At 66.7% G+C, this 19,198-nt stretch carries 18 protein-coding genes and 2 pseudogenes; 7 read left to right on the top strand and 13 right to left on the bottom strand.

Going from position 1 to position 19,198, the window contains the following annotated elements; all coding sequences use genetic code 11:
* The 8 genes and pseudogenes from AC1DY5_RS09215 to AC1DY5_RS09180 form a co-directional block, all read right to left on the bottom strand.
* On the bottom strand, positions 1-597 hold a 597-nt coding region (locus tag AC1DY5_RS09215; protein WP_478110983.1), incomplete at its 3' end, for a CaiB/BaiF CoA transferase family protein.
* A 23-nt stretch (positions 598-620) separates the two neighbouring features.
* Positions 621-1,175, bottom strand: a complete 555-nt coding sequence (locus tag AC1DY5_RS09210; RefSeq protein ID WP_478110982.1) for a 2,4'-dihydroxyacetophenone dioxygenase family protein — start codon at positions 1,173-1,175, stop codon at positions 621-623.
* Between the two features lie 14 nt (positions 1,176-1,189).
* On the bottom strand, positions 1,190-1,942 hold the full coding sequence (locus AC1DY5_RS09205) for a cupin domain-containing protein (RefSeq protein WP_478110981.1): 753 nt from the start codon (positions 1,940-1,942) through the stop codon (positions 1,190-1,192).
* Positions 1,939-2,898: a Bug family tripartite tricarboxylate transporter substrate binding protein gene (locus tag AC1DY5_RS09200; RefSeq protein WP_478110980.1), complete on the bottom strand. Its 960-nt coding sequence runs from the start codon at positions 2,896-2,898 to the stop codon at positions 1,939-1,941. The genes AC1DY5_RS09205 and AC1DY5_RS09200 overlap by 4 nt, the downstream gene beginning before the upstream one ends.
* Before the next feature lie 99 nt (positions 2,899-2,997).
* Entirely contained in the window at positions 2,998-3,822 is an 825-nt protein-coding gene (locus AC1DY5_RS09195) for a GntR family transcriptional regulator (RefSeq protein ID WP_478110979.1), read from the bottom strand.
* Between the two features lie 120 nt (positions 3,823-3,942).
* Positions 3,943-4,278: a hypothetical protein gene (locus AC1DY5_RS09190; RefSeq protein ID WP_478110985.1), complete on the bottom strand. Its 336-nt coding sequence runs from the start codon at positions 4,276-4,278 to the stop codon at positions 3,943-3,945.
* Positions 4,279-4,519: 241 nt separating this feature from the next.
* Positions 4,520-4,606: pseudogene (locus AC1DY5_RS09185) on the bottom strand (hypothetical protein); the annotation flags it as partial.
* A gap of 95 nt (positions 4,607-4,701) precedes the next feature.
* Positions 4,702-6,231: an AMP-binding protein gene (locus tag AC1DY5_RS09180; protein WP_478110978.1), complete on the bottom strand. Its 1,530-nt coding sequence runs from the start codon at positions 6,229-6,231 to the stop codon at positions 4,702-4,704.
* A gap of 38 nt (positions 6,232-6,269) precedes the next feature.
* On the opposite strand from AC1DY5_RS09180, the gene AC1DY5_RS09175 reads away from it, so the two are divergent.
* From AC1DY5_RS09175 to AC1DY5_RS09165, 3 genes are all read left to right on the top strand, one after another.
* The gene (locus tag AC1DY5_RS09175) at positions 6,270-6,536 is read left to right on the top strand and encodes a DUF5372 family protein (protein WP_478110984.1); all 267 of its coding nucleotides are present in this window, start codon (positions 6,270-6,272) and stop codon (positions 6,534-6,536) included.
* Between the two features lie 48 nt (positions 6,537-6,584).
* Positions 6,585-6,917 carry a DUF6788 family protein gene (locus AC1DY5_RS09170; RefSeq protein ID WP_478110977.1) on the top strand — a complete coding sequence of 111 codons (333 nt, stop codon included), beginning with the start codon at positions 6,585-6,587 and terminating at the stop codon, positions 6,915-6,917.
* 139 nt (positions 6,918-7,056) lie between these two features.
* A complete protein-coding gene (locus tag AC1DY5_RS09165) occupies positions 7,057-8,784 on the top strand; it encodes a recombinase family protein (protein WP_478110976.1) in 1,728 nt (575 codons plus the stop codon).
* Between the two features lie 35 nt (positions 8,785-8,819).
* Here the strand turns inward: AC1DY5_RS09165 and AC1DY5_RS09160 are convergent.
* From AC1DY5_RS09160 to AC1DY5_RS09150, 3 genes and pseudogenes are all read right to left on the bottom strand, one after another.
* Positions 8,820-9,872 (bottom strand): annotated as a pseudogene (locus AC1DY5_RS09160) (IS110 family RNA-guided transposase); the annotation flags it as partial.
* A 147-nt stretch (positions 9,873-10,019) separates the two neighbouring features.
* Complete coding sequence (locus AC1DY5_RS09155) at positions 10,020-10,220, bottom strand: hypothetical protein (protein ID WP_478110975.1); 201 nt, start codon at positions 10,218-10,220, stop codon at positions 10,020-10,022.
* Between the two features lie 141 nt (positions 10,221-10,361).
* The gene (locus tag AC1DY5_RS09150; protein WP_478110974.1) at positions 10,362-11,600 is read right to left on the bottom strand and encodes a helix-turn-helix domain-containing protein; all 1,239 of its coding nucleotides are present in this window, start codon (positions 11,598-11,600) and stop codon (positions 10,362-10,364) included.
* Positions 11,601-11,731: 131 nt separating this feature from the next.
* Here AC1DY5_RS09150 and AC1DY5_RS09145 point away from each other — a divergent pair, with 131 nt between their 5' ends.
* Positions 11,732-13,840: a PQQ-dependent dehydrogenase, methanol/ethanol family gene (locus AC1DY5_RS09145; protein WP_478110973.1), complete on the top strand. Its 2,109-nt coding sequence runs from the start codon at positions 11,732-11,734 to the stop codon at positions 13,838-13,840.
* A gap of 60 nt (positions 13,841-13,900) precedes the next feature.
* On the opposite strand, the gene AC1DY5_RS09140 is transcribed toward AC1DY5_RS09145, so the two are convergent.
* Positions 13,901-14,878, bottom strand: a complete 978-nt coding sequence (locus tag AC1DY5_RS09140; protein WP_478110972.1) for a tripartite tricarboxylate transporter substrate-binding protein — start codon at positions 14,876-14,878, stop codon at positions 13,901-13,903.
* A gap of 187 nt (positions 14,879-15,065) precedes the next feature.
* Between AC1DY5_RS09140 and AC1DY5_RS09135 the strand changes: the two genes are divergently transcribed.
* The 3 genes from AC1DY5_RS09135 (at position 15,066) to AC1DY5_RS09125 (ending at position 17,776) form a co-directional block, all read left to right on the top strand.
* Positions 15,066-16,526, top strand: coding sequence for an NAD-dependent succinate-semialdehyde dehydrogenase (locus AC1DY5_RS09135; RefSeq protein WP_478110971.1), 1,461 nt, complete (start codon positions 15,066-15,068; stop codon positions 16,524-16,526).
* A 4-nt stretch (positions 16,527-16,530) separates the two neighbouring features.
* Positions 16,531-17,253, top strand: a complete 723-nt coding sequence (locus AC1DY5_RS09130) for an SIR2 family NAD-dependent protein deacylase (RefSeq protein ID WP_478110970.1) — start codon at positions 16,531-16,533, stop codon at positions 17,251-17,253.
* A gap of 82 nt (positions 17,254-17,335) precedes the next feature.
* A complete protein-coding gene (locus AC1DY5_RS09125; RefSeq protein ID WP_478110969.1) occupies positions 17,336-17,776 on the top strand; it encodes a CBS domain-containing protein in 441 nt (146 codons plus the stop codon).
* A 15-nt stretch (positions 17,777-17,791) separates the two neighbouring features.
* Here the strand turns inward: AC1DY5_RS09125 and AC1DY5_RS09120 are convergent, their stop codons facing one another.
* Positions 17,792-19,129: a cytosine deaminase gene (locus tag AC1DY5_RS09120; protein ID WP_478110968.1), complete on the bottom strand. Its 1,338-nt coding sequence runs from the start codon at positions 19,127-19,129 to the stop codon at positions 17,792-17,794.
* Between the last annotated feature and the right edge of the window lie 69 nt (positions 19,130-19,198).

Raw genomic sequence — 19,198 nt, 5'->3', positions numbered from 1 at the left:
CCCTTGGCCCGTTCGTTCGCGCGCGAGGAGCGCCGCGCAGATCACGCCGAAGGCGTACAGGCCCGTCGCGCGATCCGACAGGTTGAGCGGGGCGTAGCGCGGCACGTCCGATCCCGCTCGCAGGCTGGCCTCCGGAATCGCGACGGCCGCCTGGATCAGGTCGTCGAAGGCGCGCGAGGCCGCATAGCGGCCGCGCTGGCTGAAGCCGAAGGTGCCGACATAGACGATGCGCGGGTTTACCTGCCGCACCGCTTCGTAGTCCAGCCCGAGGCGCTTCATCGCCTGCGGCCGCACGTTGTAGACCAGCGCGTCGGCCGTCTGCGCGAGCTTCAGTGCCGCTTCCTTGCCTTCAGGGCGCTTCAAGTCGAGCACGATGCTGCGCTTGTTGCGGTTCAGGTTGAGGAACAGCGGGCCGGCGCCCGCGCGCCCGCCGGGACCGGTGGCGCGCAGCATGTCGCCCCCGGGAGGCTCCACCTTGATCACATCGGCACCGAGGTCCGCCAGCATCTGGGTCGCCGAAGGACCCATGACGACTTCGGTGATGTCGATGATGCGCAGGCCTGCGAGAGGCCCGGCTTGGTTCGAGTCGTCTTTCATGCGGCCCGTGCTCCTCTTTGCGGTCAGGAACCGTTCACGTCCGCGCCCTTGCCGCGGATGTAGCCGATCGGGCCGATCCCCTGCGCCGTCGCCATGGTTTCGGTCAGATGCTGAACCAGGACTGCGTCAGTGAGCGAGTGGAACGTGCCATCGTCGTTGAAGCTGACCTGCGCGCCTTCGAGCCAGGCGATGACCACCGTGTCCTCGGTGTTGTCCTCCGGGCAGTAGAAGGTGTGGACCGAGCCGACCGGCTCGTACAGGTACGAGCCTGCCGTCTGCGGCTGATCGGGGTACTCGCGGTAACACCAGCGGCCCGAGAGCGTGTACACGTGCGCCGCGCCCGTGTGGTAGTGCAGCGGCAGAGCGCAACCGGGGGCACAAACGGCCATGAAAACCCACTCTCCGCGCTCCGCGTCCAGGCGCAGCGGCTTGATGTGGATGCCGGGGACACCGAGGATGTCCTTGAGCAGCGGGATGTCGTTTGAATTGACGGTGAGCAGCCGGTCCTGCGGCATGGCAGGCAGCGGCAGCGGGGCGCCGGTGAAGGTGGTCAGTTGGGTGGGCAGTCGTGCGGTCATGGGAGTTCCTTTCGTCAGACCGGGTTGGGGGAGGAAGATGGGACGCGTCCCTTGATCAGAAATCCGGACGCACGCTGGCCGGTCGGGCAGCGCAGGTCCGCGGAGGCGCCTTGTGGGAGAAACAGGAAGTCGCCCGGCGCGAGCTGGAAGTCCTGCCCGGCCGCGCTTGCGTGGAGTTGTCCTTGTTCGAGAAAGAGCACCTGCTCGGCGTCGGGCCTGGCGGCGCACTCGAGCGCATCTCCGTCGCGCATGCGCACCGCGCCGATCTCGACCCAGCGCGCGCCGGTCTTCTCGGCGTCGATGAGCGGGACCAGCCCTGGAGCGTCCGTGTCTGCGGCGTTGATCACGCGGACGTCACCGCATGCAGGCAAAGCCGCTTCCGGCACGGTGATCGTCTGCGCCGGGTTCTCGCCGTACGGCGGCGCGTACACGACGAGGAGCCGACCCGGCTGGTCGCTGGTCACCCGAAATGAATGGAACACGCCAGCCGGCGCATAGCTCCAGCTTCCGGGACCAAGCGCATCGACCCGGCCCTGCGCCTGCGACTCGCCGGTGCCTTCGATCATGTAGGCGCATTGCTCCAGGTACGGATGGGCGTGCGGCTTCGCGCCGTGCGACTTGACGATCGTGCCAATCAGCACTTCGAGCGCCGTCGCGCCGACCGTCTCGGGTCCGATCACGCGCACGTTGGAGGTGCCGGTGTGGTTGGCCGGCGAATAGGCGGCCAGGTCGGCCGCCCTCACCACGATGGGGTTGATTTGCTTCATTCTGGTTGAATTCCTGCAGTCTTGACGGCGGCGGCCCACTTGGCCATTTCGGATGCGACGAATGCGCGCAGCTCCTCGGGTGTCGATCCGCGGCTGCGACCGCCGGTCCTGGAAAACTCCTGGCGCACCACGGGGTCGGCCATGGCCGCGCGCAGCAGTTCGCTCAGTTTCGCGACCGTGTCCTTCGGCGTCTTCGCGGGAACGAAGACCGCGGACCACACCGTCATCTCGAAGTCCTTCAAGCCGGCTTCTTTCAAGGTGGGAACGTCGCGCAGCAGCAGTTCGCGATCGGCGCTCGAGGTGGCCAGCGCGCGCAGCTTGCCGCTCATCACGAGCGGCAGCGCCGGGCCGATGTCGCAGAACATGAAGTCGATCTGCCCACCCATGAGGTCGGTCAGGGCCTGTGGCGTCCCCTTGTAGGGCACGCCAAGCAGGTCGGCGCCCGTGGCCGTCTTGAGCAGTTCGCTCGCAATGCGGCTTGAGGAGTTGCCATAGGCGAAGCTCATCGGCTTGCCACCGGCTCGGAAGTGCGCGAGGAGCCCGCGGATGTCGCGGTGAGGACTCTCAGCCGGCACCAGGAGCAGCAGCCCGATGCTGCCGAGCGTGCTGACCGGCTCGAAGTCCTTCACGGGGTCGTAGGGCAGCTTCTTGAACATCGYCGGGTTGGCGGCGTGGGTGGTGTTCGTGGTCAGGAGCAGGGTGTGCCCGTCCGGCTCGGCAGCCGCCGCCGCCTGCGCCGCGATAAACCCGGAAGCGCCCGGTCGGTTGTCGACGATGACGGCCTGCCCGGTCTTGGCGGTGAGCCATTGGCCGAGCACGCGGGCCCCCGCGTCTGTGCCGCTGCCGGCCGGGAATGGCACGATGATTCTGACTGGCTTGGCCGGGTAAGGCGCGTCAGCCGCCATCACCTGCAGGGGGAGCAGGACGGCCGCCAGCATGACGATCGATTTCCACATGGTGTGTCTCCAGGCCTAAATGTCTAATGTTAGAAGTTTAGACATTACGCTACGGGCTCTAGCTCAGGATTTACCCTAGTGCTCAGAACCGAGGGGACTTCAGGCGGGGTTGCGGCCGCCGAGCGGGCGCCGCGCCGGCTCGGTGATGCCCGGCACCGCCTTCAAGGCGGACGCGGGCACGTCAATCTCTGAGACGAAACGGTCGCCGCGATACCACGTCATGCCTGCATACAGTACCGCCCCCTTGGCATCGAGGAGGCGCCGCGACATCTTCGCCACGGGCGAGGCGAACGGGATCTTCAGCATGTCGCACACCGGATAGTCCCCCGGCATTACGGTCATGCGCTGCCGCGCACGCTTGCAGCGGGGGCCGAGCTCGTCGAGCACCGCAGCGAGCAGCTTGCGCTTGCGGGCGACATCCCTGGGCAGGGCATCGTAGACGGCCGCCGGCACGTAGATCTCGGCATAGCAGAACGGCTCGCCGGAATAGGTGTGCAGTTTGCGCACGCAGACGTTGTCCCGGGCCGGCCGGTCCTCAGCCCCGAGCAACTCGGGCGGCACCTGCACACCGCGGCGAATCTCGAGGATTTGGAAGGCCAGCGCTTCCGGTTCGGCGAACGGATCGTTGATGGCCAGCTCGATGTCGCAAGTGGCATTCGGCAGTGCTGCGACGTGGGTGCCGACGCCGCGCTTGCTGCGGATCAGTCCCTCCCGCGCCAGCAACTCGTAGGCCTGCCGCACGCTGACGACAGCAACCCCCAGGTCCGCCGCGAGCTGCGTGATTGGCGGAAGTTGCGAACCGAGCGCGTACTCGGCTTTTGAGATTCGGTGCCGCAGAAGTGACGCCAGCCGCTGGTACTGCGCGACGCCGCGCTCAGTGCCCAGTTCTTGCGCCGGGGTTCCGCTGGTTCGATCGTGTGTCATTCCAAATGCCTAACTTTGCAATTATGCATCGGCATGCGGCCGCGATACGCCCCAAGCGTCCCTTGTGGAGGAAGCGACACTATGCGAACCATTGGCGCCCCTGTCCTGGCCCGGGCTAAGCTAGCTCGCCGTGACCGGTTTGCCTGCGGATGCTTCGCGTCGGACCACGCGTACAGTAGTCCAGGGCCAGAGCAGCCCACGCTCCAGGGGTTCCGGCACCGGCAACTCCATTGTTGCGATGCGAACGGCTTCCTTCACTTCGACGCCCAGGGCTCGCAGGGCGCTGGCGACCGACTGCTGCGCGAAATTCTTCGGCGAGCGCATGGGCAGCATCGCGTGCACGCTCGCCAGGACCGACATGGAAACGATGTTCGTTTCCAGGCGCGTGGACATGTCGACGAAGCAGCGTTGACGCATGCCTTGTTCGAGATCGCGCTTGACGAAGTCGAGCGGCACGCGGCCGCCGCGCATCTCCGGCTACCCCAGCCGGACCAGGAATGCGGCCATTTCGCGGTTCGTCATCGCAAGACGGATGGTCAGGCTCCTGCCCGTCGAGGCCCGGTGCGCCGAATCGTCGAAGCGCCATAACAGGTTCCACCATGCGGATGATGTCGTTCACCACCTCCAGGGCCAACGCGTCGAAGAACGTGTCGAGTGCGTCGAAGTACTTGTAGAAGGTTCCCCGGGAGACCTCGGCCGCCTGGATGACGTCGTCGATGGAGGTCGCCGCCGGCCCGTTCTTGGCGACGAGCTGAATGGCGCTTTCGAACAGGCGCCTGCGCATCCTCTCGCGCCGTTCCGCGGCAACCCGGGTCCGGTGGTCTTCTTTCTGCATAGGCGGATTCTGCCTTGAGGCGGGCGCGGAGGGACCAGCCTGGGTCAGCTGGGTTCCTGCCGGAATATGTAGCGTGCGAGCCGTTGGCCAAGCGCCTCCCCGTTGTCGGCCGCGGACCACCGCACAACGATGCCGCGTGCCGCGTCACGTACGACCTCGCATGCGCGCAGACTCACGCCTGCCGCCCGTGCTTCCTCATTCACCACCGCCGCGATCTCGCGATCGACCAGCGCCGGCTTGAAAATCTTGCCGACCGGCGTGGTCGGAAGCGCCGGCAGGATCTGTACCTGGGTCGGCCATGCGGCGCGTTCCGCGATCGTGCGTTCCGCCCAAACCATGAGTTCCTCCGGCAAGGCCGATGCGCCGGGGCGCAGTTGCACGTAAACCACGGGAACCTCTCCGGCATGGGCGTCGGGACGCCCGATCGCCGCCGCCAGGGCGACAGCGGGATGTTCGTGCATCGGTTCCTCGATCAACTTGGGATCGATGTAGTGGCCGCTCCGGATGATCAGTTCCTTGCTGCGGCCGGTCAGCCAGAAGTACCCCTCACGATCCAAGCGCCCCGTATCGCCGGTGTTCAACCGGCGGCGGGCCGCATAGCCACGCTCGGCCGGGATGTCGATCCATAGGCCCTCGTTGTGGGCGGCGTTCAGATAGCCGAGGAACAGGTTGGGACCGGAGATTACAAGCGTGCCCACTTCGTCGACCGCTGCCTCGCGGACGTAACGCCCTGCCGCGTCCAGCACCAGTACCTTGACTTCCTGCCATGGCACGCGGATCCCGATCGCGCCGGCCTTGGTTGCGCCCCCCGGCGGGTTGATCGTGGAGACGCAGCCCCCCTCGGTGAGACCGTATCCCTCCAGGATCTTCACACCCGTCTCGTCCTGGAAGCGCTTGATCAGTTCGAAGGGCATAGGGGCGGCGCCGCAGAGGCCGAACTGCAGCGACGATAGATCGTGCTCGTGCGGCGGAACCTCCATCAGGGCCGAATAAACGGTGGGGGCACCCGAGAAGCAACACAAGCGGAAGTACTCTGCGATGCTCCAGAACAGCGGGATCAATCCCGGTGCGCGGAAGCCCGAAGGAGTCCCGAGCACCACGTGGCGACCCAAGGCCCATGGCATCAATCCAGTGCCGATCTGCGCATTCACGTGGAAGAGCGGCAGGCCGCAGAACAGCGGGCCCGAAAGCCCACTGTCGCCGAACATGGCGGCGAGCTGCATCGCGTTCGCGGCTTCGGTGCGGTGCGTCCGGACGGCGATCCTGGGCAGTCCGGTCGTTCCGCCCGTGCAGAAGTAGGAAGCCACGTCGTCCAAGCACGGCGGCTCGAATTCCAGGCTTTTGCCCGCGACCTTGCGCAGCTCATCATGGAGGTTGAGGACCAGCAGTCGCTCGAGCTGTCCCTGCTGGGCGCCTCCCGCGGGGGAGTGTGGCGGCGCCGCCGCGCGCGAGTAGCGCCGCGGGGAGACCGTCAGAACCGCCTCCAGCCCGGGCACCTGCTGCGCGACCGCGGACACTTTCTCCCACAGGTCGGTCCCGGGGGTGGGCTCCAGCGTCACCACGGTTAACGTCAACTGCACTCTCGTCCAACCAGTCGCGGGGTTGGGCCGAGATTCGGCATCCGTTCCATCCACGTAGGGGGCAGCGCTTTCCTGTATTGAAGGCGCGATACGTTGCTGGTGTCGACACGCTGATCCTTCAGGATGATGGCGAGCGCCTCAGCTTCGCCATCGCTCGCGAATGGACCGACCTCGCCGTGCCCAATCCATGCCAGCGAGTTGACGGCTCCACGGCTCGGCTTGACCTGGGCTCGCTGTGCGATCTGGTCGCGCTGCTTGAGATTCTGGCAGCCCGCTCGTGCGGAGGGCTTGTCAAATGAGCTTTCATGAACTAATCTCGGACCAGTTATATGTGTGGTCCGTCAAGAATGACAGAGCCGACCTCTTCAGCCCTCAAGCGACGCCGCAAGCAACTGCTGCGCAAGATGCCGCCGCTGGACGCCGTGCTGCGGGGCTCCTTGATCGAACGCTACAAGCGCTGCGGCAATCCAAACTGCAAGTGTGCAGAGGGTCCCGGACACGGACCCAAGTACTACCTCTCGGTGAGTTACCCAGGCAGGTCGCCTCAGATGGACTACGTCCTCCAGGCCGAGCACGCGCAGGTGTGCGCGCACTTGGCCAACTACGCCCAAGTGCGCGAGATCTTGGAGGAGATCTCCGAGATCAACCACGAACTGCTGCGTCGGCGAGAGCCACTCTGAGGTGCAACGGTGGACCAGGCATCACCCCTGTCGCCCACCGTCCTCATCGATCTCTCAGTTGGCGCGGCTGTGTTGGCCAACATGCTCAGCGCCATGATCGAGGCCGACCCGACGCTCATGTCCAGTGTGGAGGCCTGCGATGAACACGACCATCACTCAAGCTCACCTGAGCAAACCGGCGTACATCTACGTGCGGCAGTCGACACCGGGTCAGGTGCGTCACAACCAGGAGAGCACCGAGCGCCAATATGCGCTGCAGGACAAGGCACGGGCCATGGGGTGGCCGCAGGGGTCGATCCGCGTGCTGGATCGGGACCTGGGCCGGTCGGGGGCACAGATGGCCGGTCGCGAGGACTTCAAGACGTTGGTGGCGGACGTCTCGATGAGCCAGGTCGGAGCGGTGTTTGCCCTGGAGGTGTCGCGCCTGGCACGTTCGAGCCTCGACTGGCATCGACTCCTGGAACTGTGTGCCCTGACGCACACCCTGGTGATCGATACCGATGGCTGCTACGACCCAGCGGACTTCAACGACGGACTGGTGCTCGGCATCAAGGGCACGATGGCCCAGGCCGARCTGCATTTCTTGCGCGGGCGCCTCCTGGGCGGCAAGCTGAACAAGGCGCAGAAGGGTGAGTTGCGGTTCCCCTTGCCGGTGGGCTTTTGCTATGACGACCACGACCGCATCGTCATGGATCCGGACGACGAAGTGCGGGGAGCCGTGCAACTGGCGTTTCGCATGTTCCGGGAAACGGGCAGTGCCTACGCCGTTGTCCAACGATTTGCTCGGGACGGCCTGCGCTTCCCGAAGCGCGCCAATGGCGGTGTGTGGGCTACCAAGCTCGTTTGGGGTCGRCTCAGCCAGAGTCGTATCCTGACCCTGCTGAGAAACCCGACGTACGCCGGCAGCTACGTTTTTGGCCGACGCCAGTACGCCAGAAGCATCACCCCCGAGGGCGAGGTGCGCAAGAATGTGCGGGCGGTCCCAATGCCGGAGTGGCGTGTCCACTTGCGTGAACACCACGAGGGCTACATCACCGAGGAGGAGTTCGATCAGAACCAGCGGCGCCTGGCGACTAACCGCAACAACGCGGAAGGCACCGTGCTCAGCGGTCCGGCACGCGAAGGCCTTGCGTTGCTCCAGGGAATGCTGTTGTGCGGCACCTGCGGGCGRGCGGTCATAGTGCGCTATCAAGGCAACGGCGGCATCTATCCCACCTACCAATGCACTTGGAGGCGMCGCGAAGGACTGGCCACGAAGAACTGCTTCAGTGTGCGCACCGAGTTGCTCGACGACGCCATCTGCGCAGAGGTATTCAAAGCCCTGAAGCCAGCCGAACTCGAGTTGGCCTTGGCAGCCTTGAACGACCTTGAGCAGCGCAACCAAGCCGTCATGCGTCAGTGGCACATGCGCATCGAGCGCGCGGAGTATGACTGCGCATTGGCCAAGCGCCGCTATGAAGAAGTCGACCCGTCCAATCGCCTGGTCGCCGCAAGCCTTGAGCGTCGCTGGAACGAAGCCATGATGCACATCGACGAAGTCAAGTCCGAAGCCGCAAATTTCCAGGCCCAGAAGGCCCACGTCGTRACGCCCGAGCAGAAGACAAAGGTGCTGGCTCTGGCTCGTGATCTGCCGCGCGTCTGGCGCGCTGCGACGACCCAGTCGAAGGATCGCAAGCGGATGCTGCGACTTCTCATCCGCGACATCACGGTCGAGAAACTCGCAGATGCGAGACAGGTCGTTCTGCACGTTCGCTGGCAAGGGGGTGCCTGCACCGACACCACGGTTCAACAGGAGCAGCAACTCCGTGATCGCATACGCACCTCAGGTCACTTGAAGAACCATCGCGAGACGCTGCCTGACGCCTAACATCCCAACTCTCAATTGTGAGGAGTGCTTTATGAAGCCACCATCACAATGCCGATCCGTCGCATGCGCTTGCCGGCGACGGCAAAGCGCTGATTGAACCACTGGCTCAACTGGCTGGCCGGCTGGAAGCGGAGCCAACTCCACGCGAGTTCGACCATCAGCCATCGACTGCGTTTGTTGCCGGCCTTGCTGATGCCCTGCTCAACGTCGCTGGTGCCACTGGCGTAGGGCGTCGGCGCCAGGCCCAGACACCCGGCAAGTTCACGCCGGTTGTGGAACCGCCGCCAGCCAAACAGTTCCTTGACCAGGGTCCATGCACTTCCCGTGCCGATACCTGCCAGCCGCGCGAGCAGTGCGATCGTGGGTTGCGCACCGCTGCGGACCTGATGCTGCTGCAGTGTCTCAAGCGCCCTGATCTGCCTGGCAACCAGCAACAGGCGTTCGAACTCGCGCTCAATCTCGGCGCGCAAACCTGGCAACAGCCGCGCGGCGTGCTGAGTCCACCAGCCCACCCACGCGCGCCCACCGATGCGCTCGACCCGCAGGTTGTGCAGCACCAGCAGCGAACGGATCCGGTTGCTGTGCGCGGTGCGTTCCTGGCGCAGGCGCCCAAGTTCCCGGTGCATGCGCCGCTCATCTTCCTGCTCCGGGCTGGGGATCCGCGCAACGGCCCACACCCGCCGTTCACCAGCGTGGTAACGCATCAGCATCGACAGCAGCTTGTCGCTGTCGAGCCGGTCCGTCTTCGCGCGGCGCGCGCGCCGGTTGACTTCGATACTRGCCGAGTCCACTACGAGGTTGGCGATCCCTTGCTCGGTCAGCCAGTGGTGCAGCCAGAAGCCGTCACGGCCAGCCTCGTAGCAACTGCGYACCGRSSCTTGCCCGGCCAGGCCGCAACGTGCCTTGGCCCTCGTGATCGCTGTGAGCACAGATGCCGTATCCCCCGCCGCGACCGCGCATCGGCTCGGCGCGCGCACGCCGTCACCCAGCGACAGCTTCCAGCTCTTGTCGCCCAATTCGAAGGCCATATACAGCCGGCCGATGATCGTCGTATCCTGCCCCTGAAGGGCTGTGTCAGGCGCTTTCATTTGCATGCTCCTTTCGAAAAACGAGTCTTCGAATCCTCGTTCTACTCCAGGGGGCTTACCTCCGCGGCCCTTCCATAGTATCTAGGACCTCGGACCTGGGCCCGCCAATGAAAAAGCCCCCGAAGGGGCTTGTTCAGAGCGGKCGGTTCAGGCCGCGGTCTTGGGCGCCGCCTTCTTGTGGGCGACCTTGTGCGAGGTCTTGTGGGTCGAGTGCTTCGTCGACTTGGCCTTGGACTTGGTGGCGGCCGGCGCTGCGGGCGCTGCACCATCGGCAGGTGTGGCGGCGAAGGAGGCGCCTGCGGCAAGGGCGAAGGCGGCGGCAGTGAGGGCGATCAGAGTGCGTTTCATGGAGCGTCGAAGTTGGAGTGAGATATTGGGACGATCGGCCAGCCCTGAAATCAGGACTGGCTGAAGCTACAACGCTCCGGTCATGCGCCGGATGACAGCCGAAGTTGTAACGGTGCTGTCCGGGCTCCGAATTCCGCACTTTCACTCCCGATCGGCCCGATCCTCCTCGCGCCAGCGTTTGAGCCGCCGGTAGAGGGTGCCGCGCGACACCCGCAACTGACGCGCCGCGTGCGAGATGTTGCCGTGGTGAGCCGCCAGCGTTTCCTCGATCAGCTTGCGGCTGCGGCCTTGCAGCGTGCCGTCGCCGGCGTCCTGCCCGGAGGCTTGTGAGACTTCGACCGCTTGCTGCGGGGCCCGCGTCTCGGCGGCGGGCGTCGGCGCCGTCGCGGGCACGCTCACGGCGTGGCGGAAATCAACGCCGTCGTGTGCTTGTCCGCGGGCCTGCAGCCAGACGCCGAGCCCGCTCGCGAGCCGCACGGGTTGCGCGGCTTCGCGCCGGCCCAGGCGCAGCAGCCCATCGACGTCGAGGCCGAACAGCATTTCCACGGCGCAGGAGCCGGCTTCGGGCAGGCCGCCGATCAGCCGCGCGCCGGCGCTGTTGAGCCAGGCCACGGTGCCGTCCTCGGCGATGCCCGCCAGCGCCACCAGCGGTGTGCCGAGCAGCGTCGGGCTGGCCTGGAAGCGAAGCACCAGGCGGTCGCGCGACTGCGCCAGCAGCAGACGGTTCTCGATCGTGGTGGCATACAGCGCGACCATCGAGGCCGCATCGAAGCCGAAGCGGCGCGATTCGACCGACAGGTCGAGCACGCCGGCCAGCTGGCCGTGCACGTCGCGGATCGGCGCCGCCGCGCACTGCATGGCGCGCAGGCATTCGAAATAGTGCTCGGCGCCGTCGACCGTGCAGGCCTGGCCGGTGCGCGCCACGATGCCGGGCGCGGTGGTGCCGACCACGCCCTCGGCGACGTTGACGCCCAGCCGCGCGGTCCGGTGCAGGATTGGCTGCTGGGCTGCGGCCGGATGGTGCGTGACGTGGACGATCACGCCCTGCGCGTCGGTCAGCAGCACGCGGCAGTCGGTGCCGGCCAGCGAACTCTCCATGTCCACCAGTTCGCCGCGAGCGGCCTGGAGCAGGTCACGGTTGCGTGCCAGCGTGGCATGCAGGCGGCTTGGCGTCACGGCGTTGAAGGACACGGCGCGGCGGGTGTCGGCATGGGTGCGCGCGCAGCGCATCCAGGACTGGATCACGGCCTCGCCGACCAGCCCGGAAGGGCGCACTCCCTCCTCGAAGAATTGGGTCCGGGCCAGCGCCACGCGTTCGGCGGGCGTGGTGGCGAACAGCTGTCGGGGGCCGCTGGCCGCGGTGCGCGTCGAAAGGGCCACGGGCACCTCCAGGGCAAAAAAGAGGCTCGAATTTGTTCCGCTATGGAACAGTCCGGGTCTAGGGAAATCCCGAGGATGATCAAAGTGCCGGCTGGGCCGATCCTTCGTTCACAACGACAGGAGACGACACGATGATCAAGACTCACGCCGCGCTGGTGCTCGGCGCACTGCTGTGCCTGGGCGCCGCGAGCGCCGTGGCGCAATCGGCGAAGGGCTCGCCCGAGCACATCAAGGCCGCCACGCAGAAGGTCGACGGCGCATTCATCCGGGCCAACGCCGCCAAGACGCCCGACTGGCCCAGCTATGGCCTGGACTACGCCGAGACCCGCTTCAGCAAGCTCGACCAGGTCAACACCGGCAACGTGAAGGACCTGGGCCTGGTCTGGTCCTACGACCTGCAGTCGACGCGCGGCGTCGAGGCCACGCCCCTGGTGGTCGACGGCATTATGTACGTCACGGCCTCCTGGAGCGTGGTGCACGCGATCGATGCGCGCACCGGGAAGAACATCTGGACCTACGATCCCAAGGTCGACCGCGCGAAGGGCTTCAAGGGGTGCTGCGACGTGGTCAACCGCGGCGTGGCGCTGTACCAGGGCAAGGTCTACGTGGGGGCCTTCGACGGCCGGTTGATCGCGCTCGACGCCGCCACCGGCCAGGTGATGTGGGAGAAGGACACCATCATCGACCACAACCGCGCCTACACCATCACCGGCGCGCCGCGCGTCTTCAAGGGCAAGGTGATCATCGGCAATGGCGGCGCCGAATACGGCGTGCGCGGCTACGTGACGGCCTACGACGCCGCCTCGGGCGAGCAGAAGTGGCGCTGGTTCGTGGTGCCGGGCGATCCCTCGAAGCCCTTCGAGGACGCTTCCATGGCCAAGGCGGCCAAGACCTGGGACCCGAGCAACAAGTACTGGGAATCGGGCGGCGGCGGCACCGCCTGGGATTCGCTCACCTTCGACCCCGAGTTGAACTTGATGTACGTGGGCACCGGCAATGGCTCGCCATGGGCCCGCAGCCAGCGCAGCCCGAAGGGCGGCGACAACCTCTACCTGGCATCGATCGTGGCCCTCGATCCCGACACCGGGGCGTACAAGTGGCACTACCAGGAGACGCCGGGGGACAACTGGGACTACACCTCGACCCAGCCGATGATCCTGGCCGACGTCAAGATCGGCGGCAAGCCGCGCAAGGTGATCCTGCATGCACCCAAGAACGGCTTCTTCTTCGTCATCGACCGCACCAACGGCAAGTTCATCTCGGCCAAGAACTTCGTCGACGTGAACTGGGCCACCGGCTACGACAAGAACGGGCGCCCGATCGAGGTCGCCTCGGCGCGCGATGGCACCAAGCCCAATGACAGCATCCCGGGCCCGTTCGGTGCCCACAACTGGCATCCGATGTCCTACAGCCCGCAGACCGGGCTGGCCTACCTGCCGGCCCAGCACGTGCCGCTCAACCTGATGGACGACAAGGACTGGAAGTTCAACGAGAACGCACCGGGCCGGCCGCATGCGGCACTGGGCTGGAACACCGCCAAGTTCGCCAACGCCGAGCCACCGACCAGCAAGCCGATGGGCCGCCTGGTCGCCTGGGACCCGATCGCGCAGAAGGAGGCCTGGGGCGTCGACTACGTGTCGCCGTGGAATGGCGGCACCCTGACAACCGCGGGCAACCTGGTGTTCCAGGGCACGGCCGACGGTCGGTTGGTGGCCTACAACGCCAAGTCCGGCGAGAAGCTCTGGGAGACACCGACCGGCACCGGCGTGGTCGCCGCACCGGCCACCTTCATGGTCGACGGCAAGCAGTACGTGTCGGTGGCGGTCGGCTGGGGCGGCGTCTACGGGCTGGCCCAGCGCGCCACGGAGCGGCAGGGGCCTGGCACGGTCTACACCTTCGCGGTCGGCGGCAACGCGCCCAAGCCGGAGTTCGTCCAGTACCGCATGGACAAGCTGCTGCAGGGCGTCAAGTACGACCCGGCCAAGGTGGAGGCCGGGACCTACCTGTACGTGAGCAACTGCGTGTTCTGCCACGGCGTGCCCGGCGTCGACCGCGGCGGCAACATCCCGAACCTCGGCTACATGAACGCGTCCTTCATCGAGAACCTCGACAAGTTCGTCTTCAAGGGCTCGGCGATGGAGCGCGGCATGCCGGACTTCAGCGACAAGCTGACGCCGGAAGACGTCGAGAAGATCAAGGCCTTCATCCAGGGAACGGCCGACGCCGTCCGGCCGAAGTAGCTGCAAATGAAGAAAGCCGCCGGGCTTTCGCGCCGGCGGCTTTCTTTTCAGGCCCGGGAATCAGTCGGCATAGACGCCGGCGGCCTTGATGATCGGGCTCCACTTGGCGATCTCCGCCGCCACGAACTTCTTGTGGCCATCGGGTTCGATGCGGCCGTCGGTCGCCACCACGGCGCCCAGGCCTTCCTGCTTCTTGATGAACTCGGGGTCCTTGAGCGCGACCTTGAGCGCGTCGTTGAGCTTCTTGGTGATGGCCGGCGGCGTGCCCTTGGGGGCGTAGAGGCCGTGCCAGATCGTCACCTCGAAGCCCTTGAGGCCCTCTTCCTGCAGCGTCGGCAGGTCCTTCAGCAGCGGCGTCGCCAGGCGCTTCGAAGTGGTCACGGCATAGGCCTTGACCTTCTTGGCCTCGATCTGCGGCGAGGTGTTGGTGGTCTGGTCGCACAAGAGGTCGATCTGGCCGCCGATCAGGTCGGTGATGGCGGGGGCTGTGCCCTTGTACGGCACCGGCGTCATCTCGGTCTTGGTCGCGGTCTGGAACAGCAGGCCGCACAGGTGCGAGGCCGAGCCGACGCCAGCGTTGCCAAGGTTGATCTTGCCCTTGTTGGCGGTGATCCAGGCGCTGAGTTCCTTGTAGTTGCTGGCCGCCATCTGCGGCTTGGCGATCAGCGTCATCGGGACGTCGTTGACAATCCCCAGGTACTCGAAGCCGGTCTCGACCTTGAAGGGCACGTTGCGCACCAGGGTGGGGATGGTTGACATGCCGATGTGGTTCAGCAGCAGGGTGTAGCCATCCGGGTTGGCACGCGCCACCTTGGCGGCACCGATCGAGCTGCCGGCTCCGGGCACGTTGTCGATCACGATGCTGCCGCCGCCCAGCGGCTTGCGCAGGGCCTCGGCGAGGTCGCGCGCGACGCGGTCGGTCGGTCCGCCCGCGGCGAACGGCACCACGATGCTGATGGGCTTGCCGCCCGGGAAATCCTGGGCCTGTGCGCCCATCGCGACGGCGGCGAGCGCGGCGATTGCGAGCAGTTTGTTCATGCTGTCTCCGAATTGCAAAGGCCGCGATCTTATAGTCTGACTGGAGCCTGACCAACGCTGATTTCCCCCAAATCCTTGATGTCGACCAAGGAATGTGAGCGATCGCACGGTTTTCGATTGCGCGCGTGTCGACCGACACCATCGCGAGTATCGTGCCTGCCTGTATTCGAGCGATGGAGTGCAAGCCATGCTGAAACTGAAGGATCCGAGCCTGCTGCGCCAGCAGGTTTTCATTGCGGGCGAATGGGTCAACGCCGACGACCGCCAGATCATCCCCGTCAGCAACCCTGCCGACGGCAAGGAAATCGGCAGCGTACCGGCCTGCGGCACCGCCGAGACCGTGCGCGCCATCGCAGCCGCCGAAGTCGCCCAGCGCCCCTGGGCCAGGCGGCCGGCCAAGGAGCGCTCGGCCATCCTGCGCAAGCTCAACGACCTGATGCTGGCCAACCAGGACGACCTGGCGCTGATCATGACCACCGAGCAGGGTAAGCCGTTGGCGGAGAGCAAGGGCGAGATCGCCTACGCGGCCTCGTTCATCGAGTGGTTCGCCGAGGAGGCACGCCGCGTCTACGGCGACACCATTCCGGCGCCCCAGGCCGACCGCCGCATCCTGGCGCTCAAGCAGCCGGTCGGCGTCACGGCCGCAATCACGCCCTGGAACTTCCCGACCGCCATGCTGACCCGCAAGGCCGGCCCGGCGCTGGCGGCCGGCTGCGCGATGGTGGTCAAGCCGGCGACCCAGACGCCCTTTTCGGCACTGGCCTTCGCCGAGCTGGCCGACCGCGCCGGCGTGCCCAAGGGGCTGCTCTCGGTTCTGACCGGCTCGGCCTCGAAGATCGGCGGCGAAATGACGCGCAGCCCGATCGTGCGAAAGCTGAGCTTCACCGGCTCGACCGAGGTCGGCCRCATGCTGATGAAGCAATCGGCCGACACGATCAAGAAGCTGTCGCTCGAGCTCGGCGGCAATGCGCCGTTCATCGTTTTCGACGATGCCGACATCGATGCCGCGGTCGAGGGCGCGATGGTGTCGAAATACCGCAATACCGGCCAGACCTGCGTCTGCGCCAACCGCATCTACGTGCAGCGCGGCGTGCTGGCAGCCTTCACGCAAAAGCTGGTCGCGAAAGTGAACGCGCTCAAGGTCGGCGACGGCACCGAGCCGGGCGTCACGCAGGGCCCGCTGATCGACGACAAGGCGGTGGCCAAGATCGAGGAGCATGTGGCCGACGCGGTCGCCAAGGGCGCACAGGTGCTCGCCGGCGGCAAGCGCCACGCACTGGGCGGCCGCTTCTACCTGCCGACCGTGATCGGCGGCGCCAGCGCCGACATGCTGGTGGCGCATGAGGAGACCTTCGGCCCGCTGGCGCCGATCTTCGCCTTCGACACCGAGGAGGAGGCGATCGCGCAGGCCAACGCCACCGAATTCGGCCTGGCCTCTTACTTCTACAGCCGCGACATCGGCCGCATCATGCGCGTCGCCGAGGCGCTCGAATGCGGCATCGTCGGCGTCAACACCGGCCTGATCTCGACCGCCGAGGCGCCCTTCGGCGGGGTCAAGCAGTCGGGCCTGGGCCGCGAGGGCTCGAAATACGGGCTCGACGACTTTCTCGAGATCAAGTACCTTTGCCTGGCGGGGCTCGACAGGTAGAGAGATGACTGAAGGCATCGCGCTCGAACACGCCGGCGAGTTGCTGCGCACGGCCCGGCGGATCGTGGTCTTTTCGGGCGCCGGGCTGTCCAGGGCCTCCGGCATCCCGACCTACCGGGATGCCGACGGCCTTTGGATGAACCCGCAAGCGCTGCGCTATTCGCACGCGGAAGACCTGGCGCGGGACCCGGCGGGCTTCACCCGCTTCTGGGCCGAGCGCCTGCGGGTGGTCGAGGCGGCGCGGCCCAACCCCGGCCATCTGGCGCTGGCGCAGTTGCAGCGGCTGCGGCCGGCGACCCGGCTCGTGACTCAGAACGTGGACGGCCTGCTGAGCCGGGCGGGCGCCGCCGACGTGCTCGAGCTGCATGGCTCGCTGCGGCGATGGCGCTGCGACCACTGCGGCAACCGCCGCGGCCCCTGGCTCTTTCACCGCTGCATGCGTTGCGGGGAGCGCGCGCGTCCGGACGTGGTGATGTTCGGCGAGATGCTGAACGAGGGCTTGCTGCTCGACGCCCAGGTCGCCGCGCAGCAGTCCGACCTCTTCCTGCTGGTCGGCAGCACGGCCGTGGTCTATCCTGCCGCCGACCTTCCGCGTCAGGCCCTGGCGAGCGGCGGCCAGCTCGTCACGCTCAATGCCGAGGCGCTGTCGCTCGACCATTCGGCGAGCGCGGTGTTGCACGGCAAGGCGGAGGAATTGCTGCCGCAACTGATTGCCGCAGCGGCCTGAGACTGTGTCCAAAAGTTACATGGGGGTGTCGAGTCTGGCGGACCGCTTGTGGCGGCCGCGCGGCCCGCGCAGAATGCAACTCATGAAATCTGTGGCGGAAATCCTCATGTCCAAGGGCGATGCGACCGTGCATTCGATCGCGCCCTCGGCAACGGTGTACGAGGCGGTCGCGCTGATGGCCGAGAAGAATGTCGGCGCGCTGCTCGTGATGGAGGGCGACGAGATCGTCGGCATGGTCACCGAGCGCGACTACGCGCGCAAGGTCGTGCTGCTGGCCCGCTCGTCCAGGGACACGCCGTTGCGCGATGTCATGACGTCGGCCGTGATCTACGTGCGGCCGGACCAGACTACGGAGGACTGCATGGCGCTGATGACCCAGAGCCGCATCCGCCACCTGCCGGTGATGGACAACGGCAAGCTGGTCGGCCTGATCTCGATCGGAGACCTGGTCAAGAGCATCATCTCCGAGCAGACCTTCATCATCGAGCAGTTGCAGCACTACATCTCGGGCGATCGTCGCTGAACTTGCGCCGGGGCCTCAGCCGACCATGAGGTCGTCGAGCAGGCGGTAGTCGGGCAGCGTGGTGTCGATCGCGCGGCCGGCGCGCAGCACGCTGCGGTCGAACTGGGTGCGCGACAGCATTTCCGAATAGTTGCGGGCCTTGAGCAACAGGAGGTCGGCGGTCGCGCCGGTCTTCAGCACGCCGCGGTCGATGCCCATGATGGCCGCCGGCGTTTCGGTCGCGGCGCGGATCCAGTCGCCCAGCGGATGGTCCAGGTGCAGGATCTTCACGGCCTGGGTGAAGGTGTCGAGCATGTCGTGGTCGCCGTAGGCGTAAAACGGGTCGCGGCAGTTGTCGCCCGCCACCGCCACCCGCAGGCCGCGCGCCTTCATCTCGTGCAGCACGGTCACGCCGCGCCAGCGCGGCGTGCGCGCCGCGGGGCTGCGGTCCTGCAGGTACATGTTGACGGTCGGCAGGCTCACGATGTCGATGCCGGCGTCGCGGCAGGCGGCAATCGTCTCCTCGATGAATTCGTCGCTCTGCAAGGCCAGCGAGGTGACGTGGCCGCACAGGATGCGGCCCTTGAAGCGCTGGGCCCGCGCGGTGCGCGCGACGCGGATCAACGCGCGCGACCGCGGGTCGGTCGACTCGTCGACATGCAGGTCGAGGTCGAGCCCGCGCTCGGCGGCCAGGGTGAAGACCCGCACCAGCGCCTCGTCGAGGTCGGGCGGCATCGGCTCGCTGGGGTAGGCCGCGGAGCGCGTCACGCAGCCCAGCTTGCCGCCGCTGTCGGCCACGATGTCAGCCAATTGCCGGCCTTCGTCGGTCAGGAAGACGTCGAGCGGCGCGATCGAGGACACCTGCAGGTCGATCCGCCCGGCCCAGCGCTCGCGCACCTCGCGCAGCACCGGGAACGAGATCGAGGCCTGCGGCGCCAGCGAATCGAGGTGCGTGCTGATCGCGACCACGCCCTTGGCATAGGCGGTGGCGAGGCCGAACTCCATCCGCCGGCGCACGTCCTCGGCGTTCCAGTTCGCCTGCCGGTCGCGCAACGTTGCGGCCGAGGCGCCGGCGCCGTCGCCGGTCGGATTGGCCTGGCGCGGCCAGATGTGGCCCTTGTCGAGGTGCGTGTGGCAGTCGACCATGCCCGGCAGCACCATCGATGCGTCGAGGTCGGGGCCGAGTTCGGGCGGCAGCGTGCCCGCGGCTTCGATGGCGGCGATGCGGCCGCGCTCGACCAGCAGGTCGATGGCGCGGAGTTCGTCGCCGGCGCCGCGGTCGGACGGTTCGGGCTGCACCAGGCAGCGGGGCGCGCGCAGGTTGCGCAGGGCGTAGCGGTCGCCGACGGGCGGCTCGAAGAAGGAGTGGGTCATCGCAGGAAGAAGAGGGCGCTCGTCATCATGACGCAAGCCGCCTGTCGCTCGCATGAACCGTGCCGCCGC

The organism is Variovorax sp. P4_D9 (assembly GCF_056401695.1).
The sequence above is the reverse complement of the archived record's forward strand: the minus strand, read 5'-3'. Positions and strand labels throughout refer to the sequence as shown.

Bases quoted from the DNA above. Each gene is read 5' to 3' on its own strand.
- AC1DY5_RS09205 (WP_478110981.1), bottom strand. From the start codon at position 1,942: ATGAAGCAAATCAACCCCATCGTGGTGAGGGCGGCCGACCTGGCCGCC.
- AC1DY5_RS09130 (WP_478110970.1), top strand. From the start codon at position 16,531: ATGACTGAAGGCATCGCGCTCGAACACGCCGGCGAGTTGCTGCGCACG.
- AC1DY5_RS09170 (WP_478110977.1), top strand. From the start codon at position 6,585: ATGACAGAGCCGACCTCTTCAGCCCTCAAGCGACGCCGCAAGCAACTG.
- AC1DY5_RS09145 (WP_478110973.1), top strand. From the start codon at position 11,732: ATGATCAAGACTCACGCCGCGCTGGTGCTCGGCGCACTGCTGTGCCTG.
- AC1DY5_RS09155 (WP_478110975.1), bottom strand. From the start codon at position 10,220: ATGAAACGCACTCTGATCGCCCTCACTGCCGCCGCCTTCGCCCTTGCC.
- AC1DY5_RS09120 (WP_478110968.1), bottom strand. From the start codon at position 19,129: ATGACCCACTCCTTCTTCGAGCCGCCCGTCGGCGACCGCTACGCCCTG.
- AC1DY5_RS09140 (WP_478110972.1), bottom strand. From the start codon at position 14,878: ATGAACAAACTGCTCGCAATCGCCGCGCTCGCCGCCGTCGCGATGGGC.
- AC1DY5_RS09210 (WP_478110982.1), bottom strand. From the start codon at position 1,175: ATGACCGCACGACTGCCCACCCAACTGACCACCTTCACCGGCGCCCCG.
- AC1DY5_RS09195 (WP_478110979.1), bottom strand. From the start codon at position 3,822: ATGACACACGATCGAACCAGCGGAACCCCGGCGCAAGAACTGGGCACT.
- AC1DY5_RS09125 (WP_478110969.1), top strand. From the start codon at position 17,336: ATGAAATCTGTGGCGGAAATCCTCATGTCCAAGGGCGATGCGACCGTG.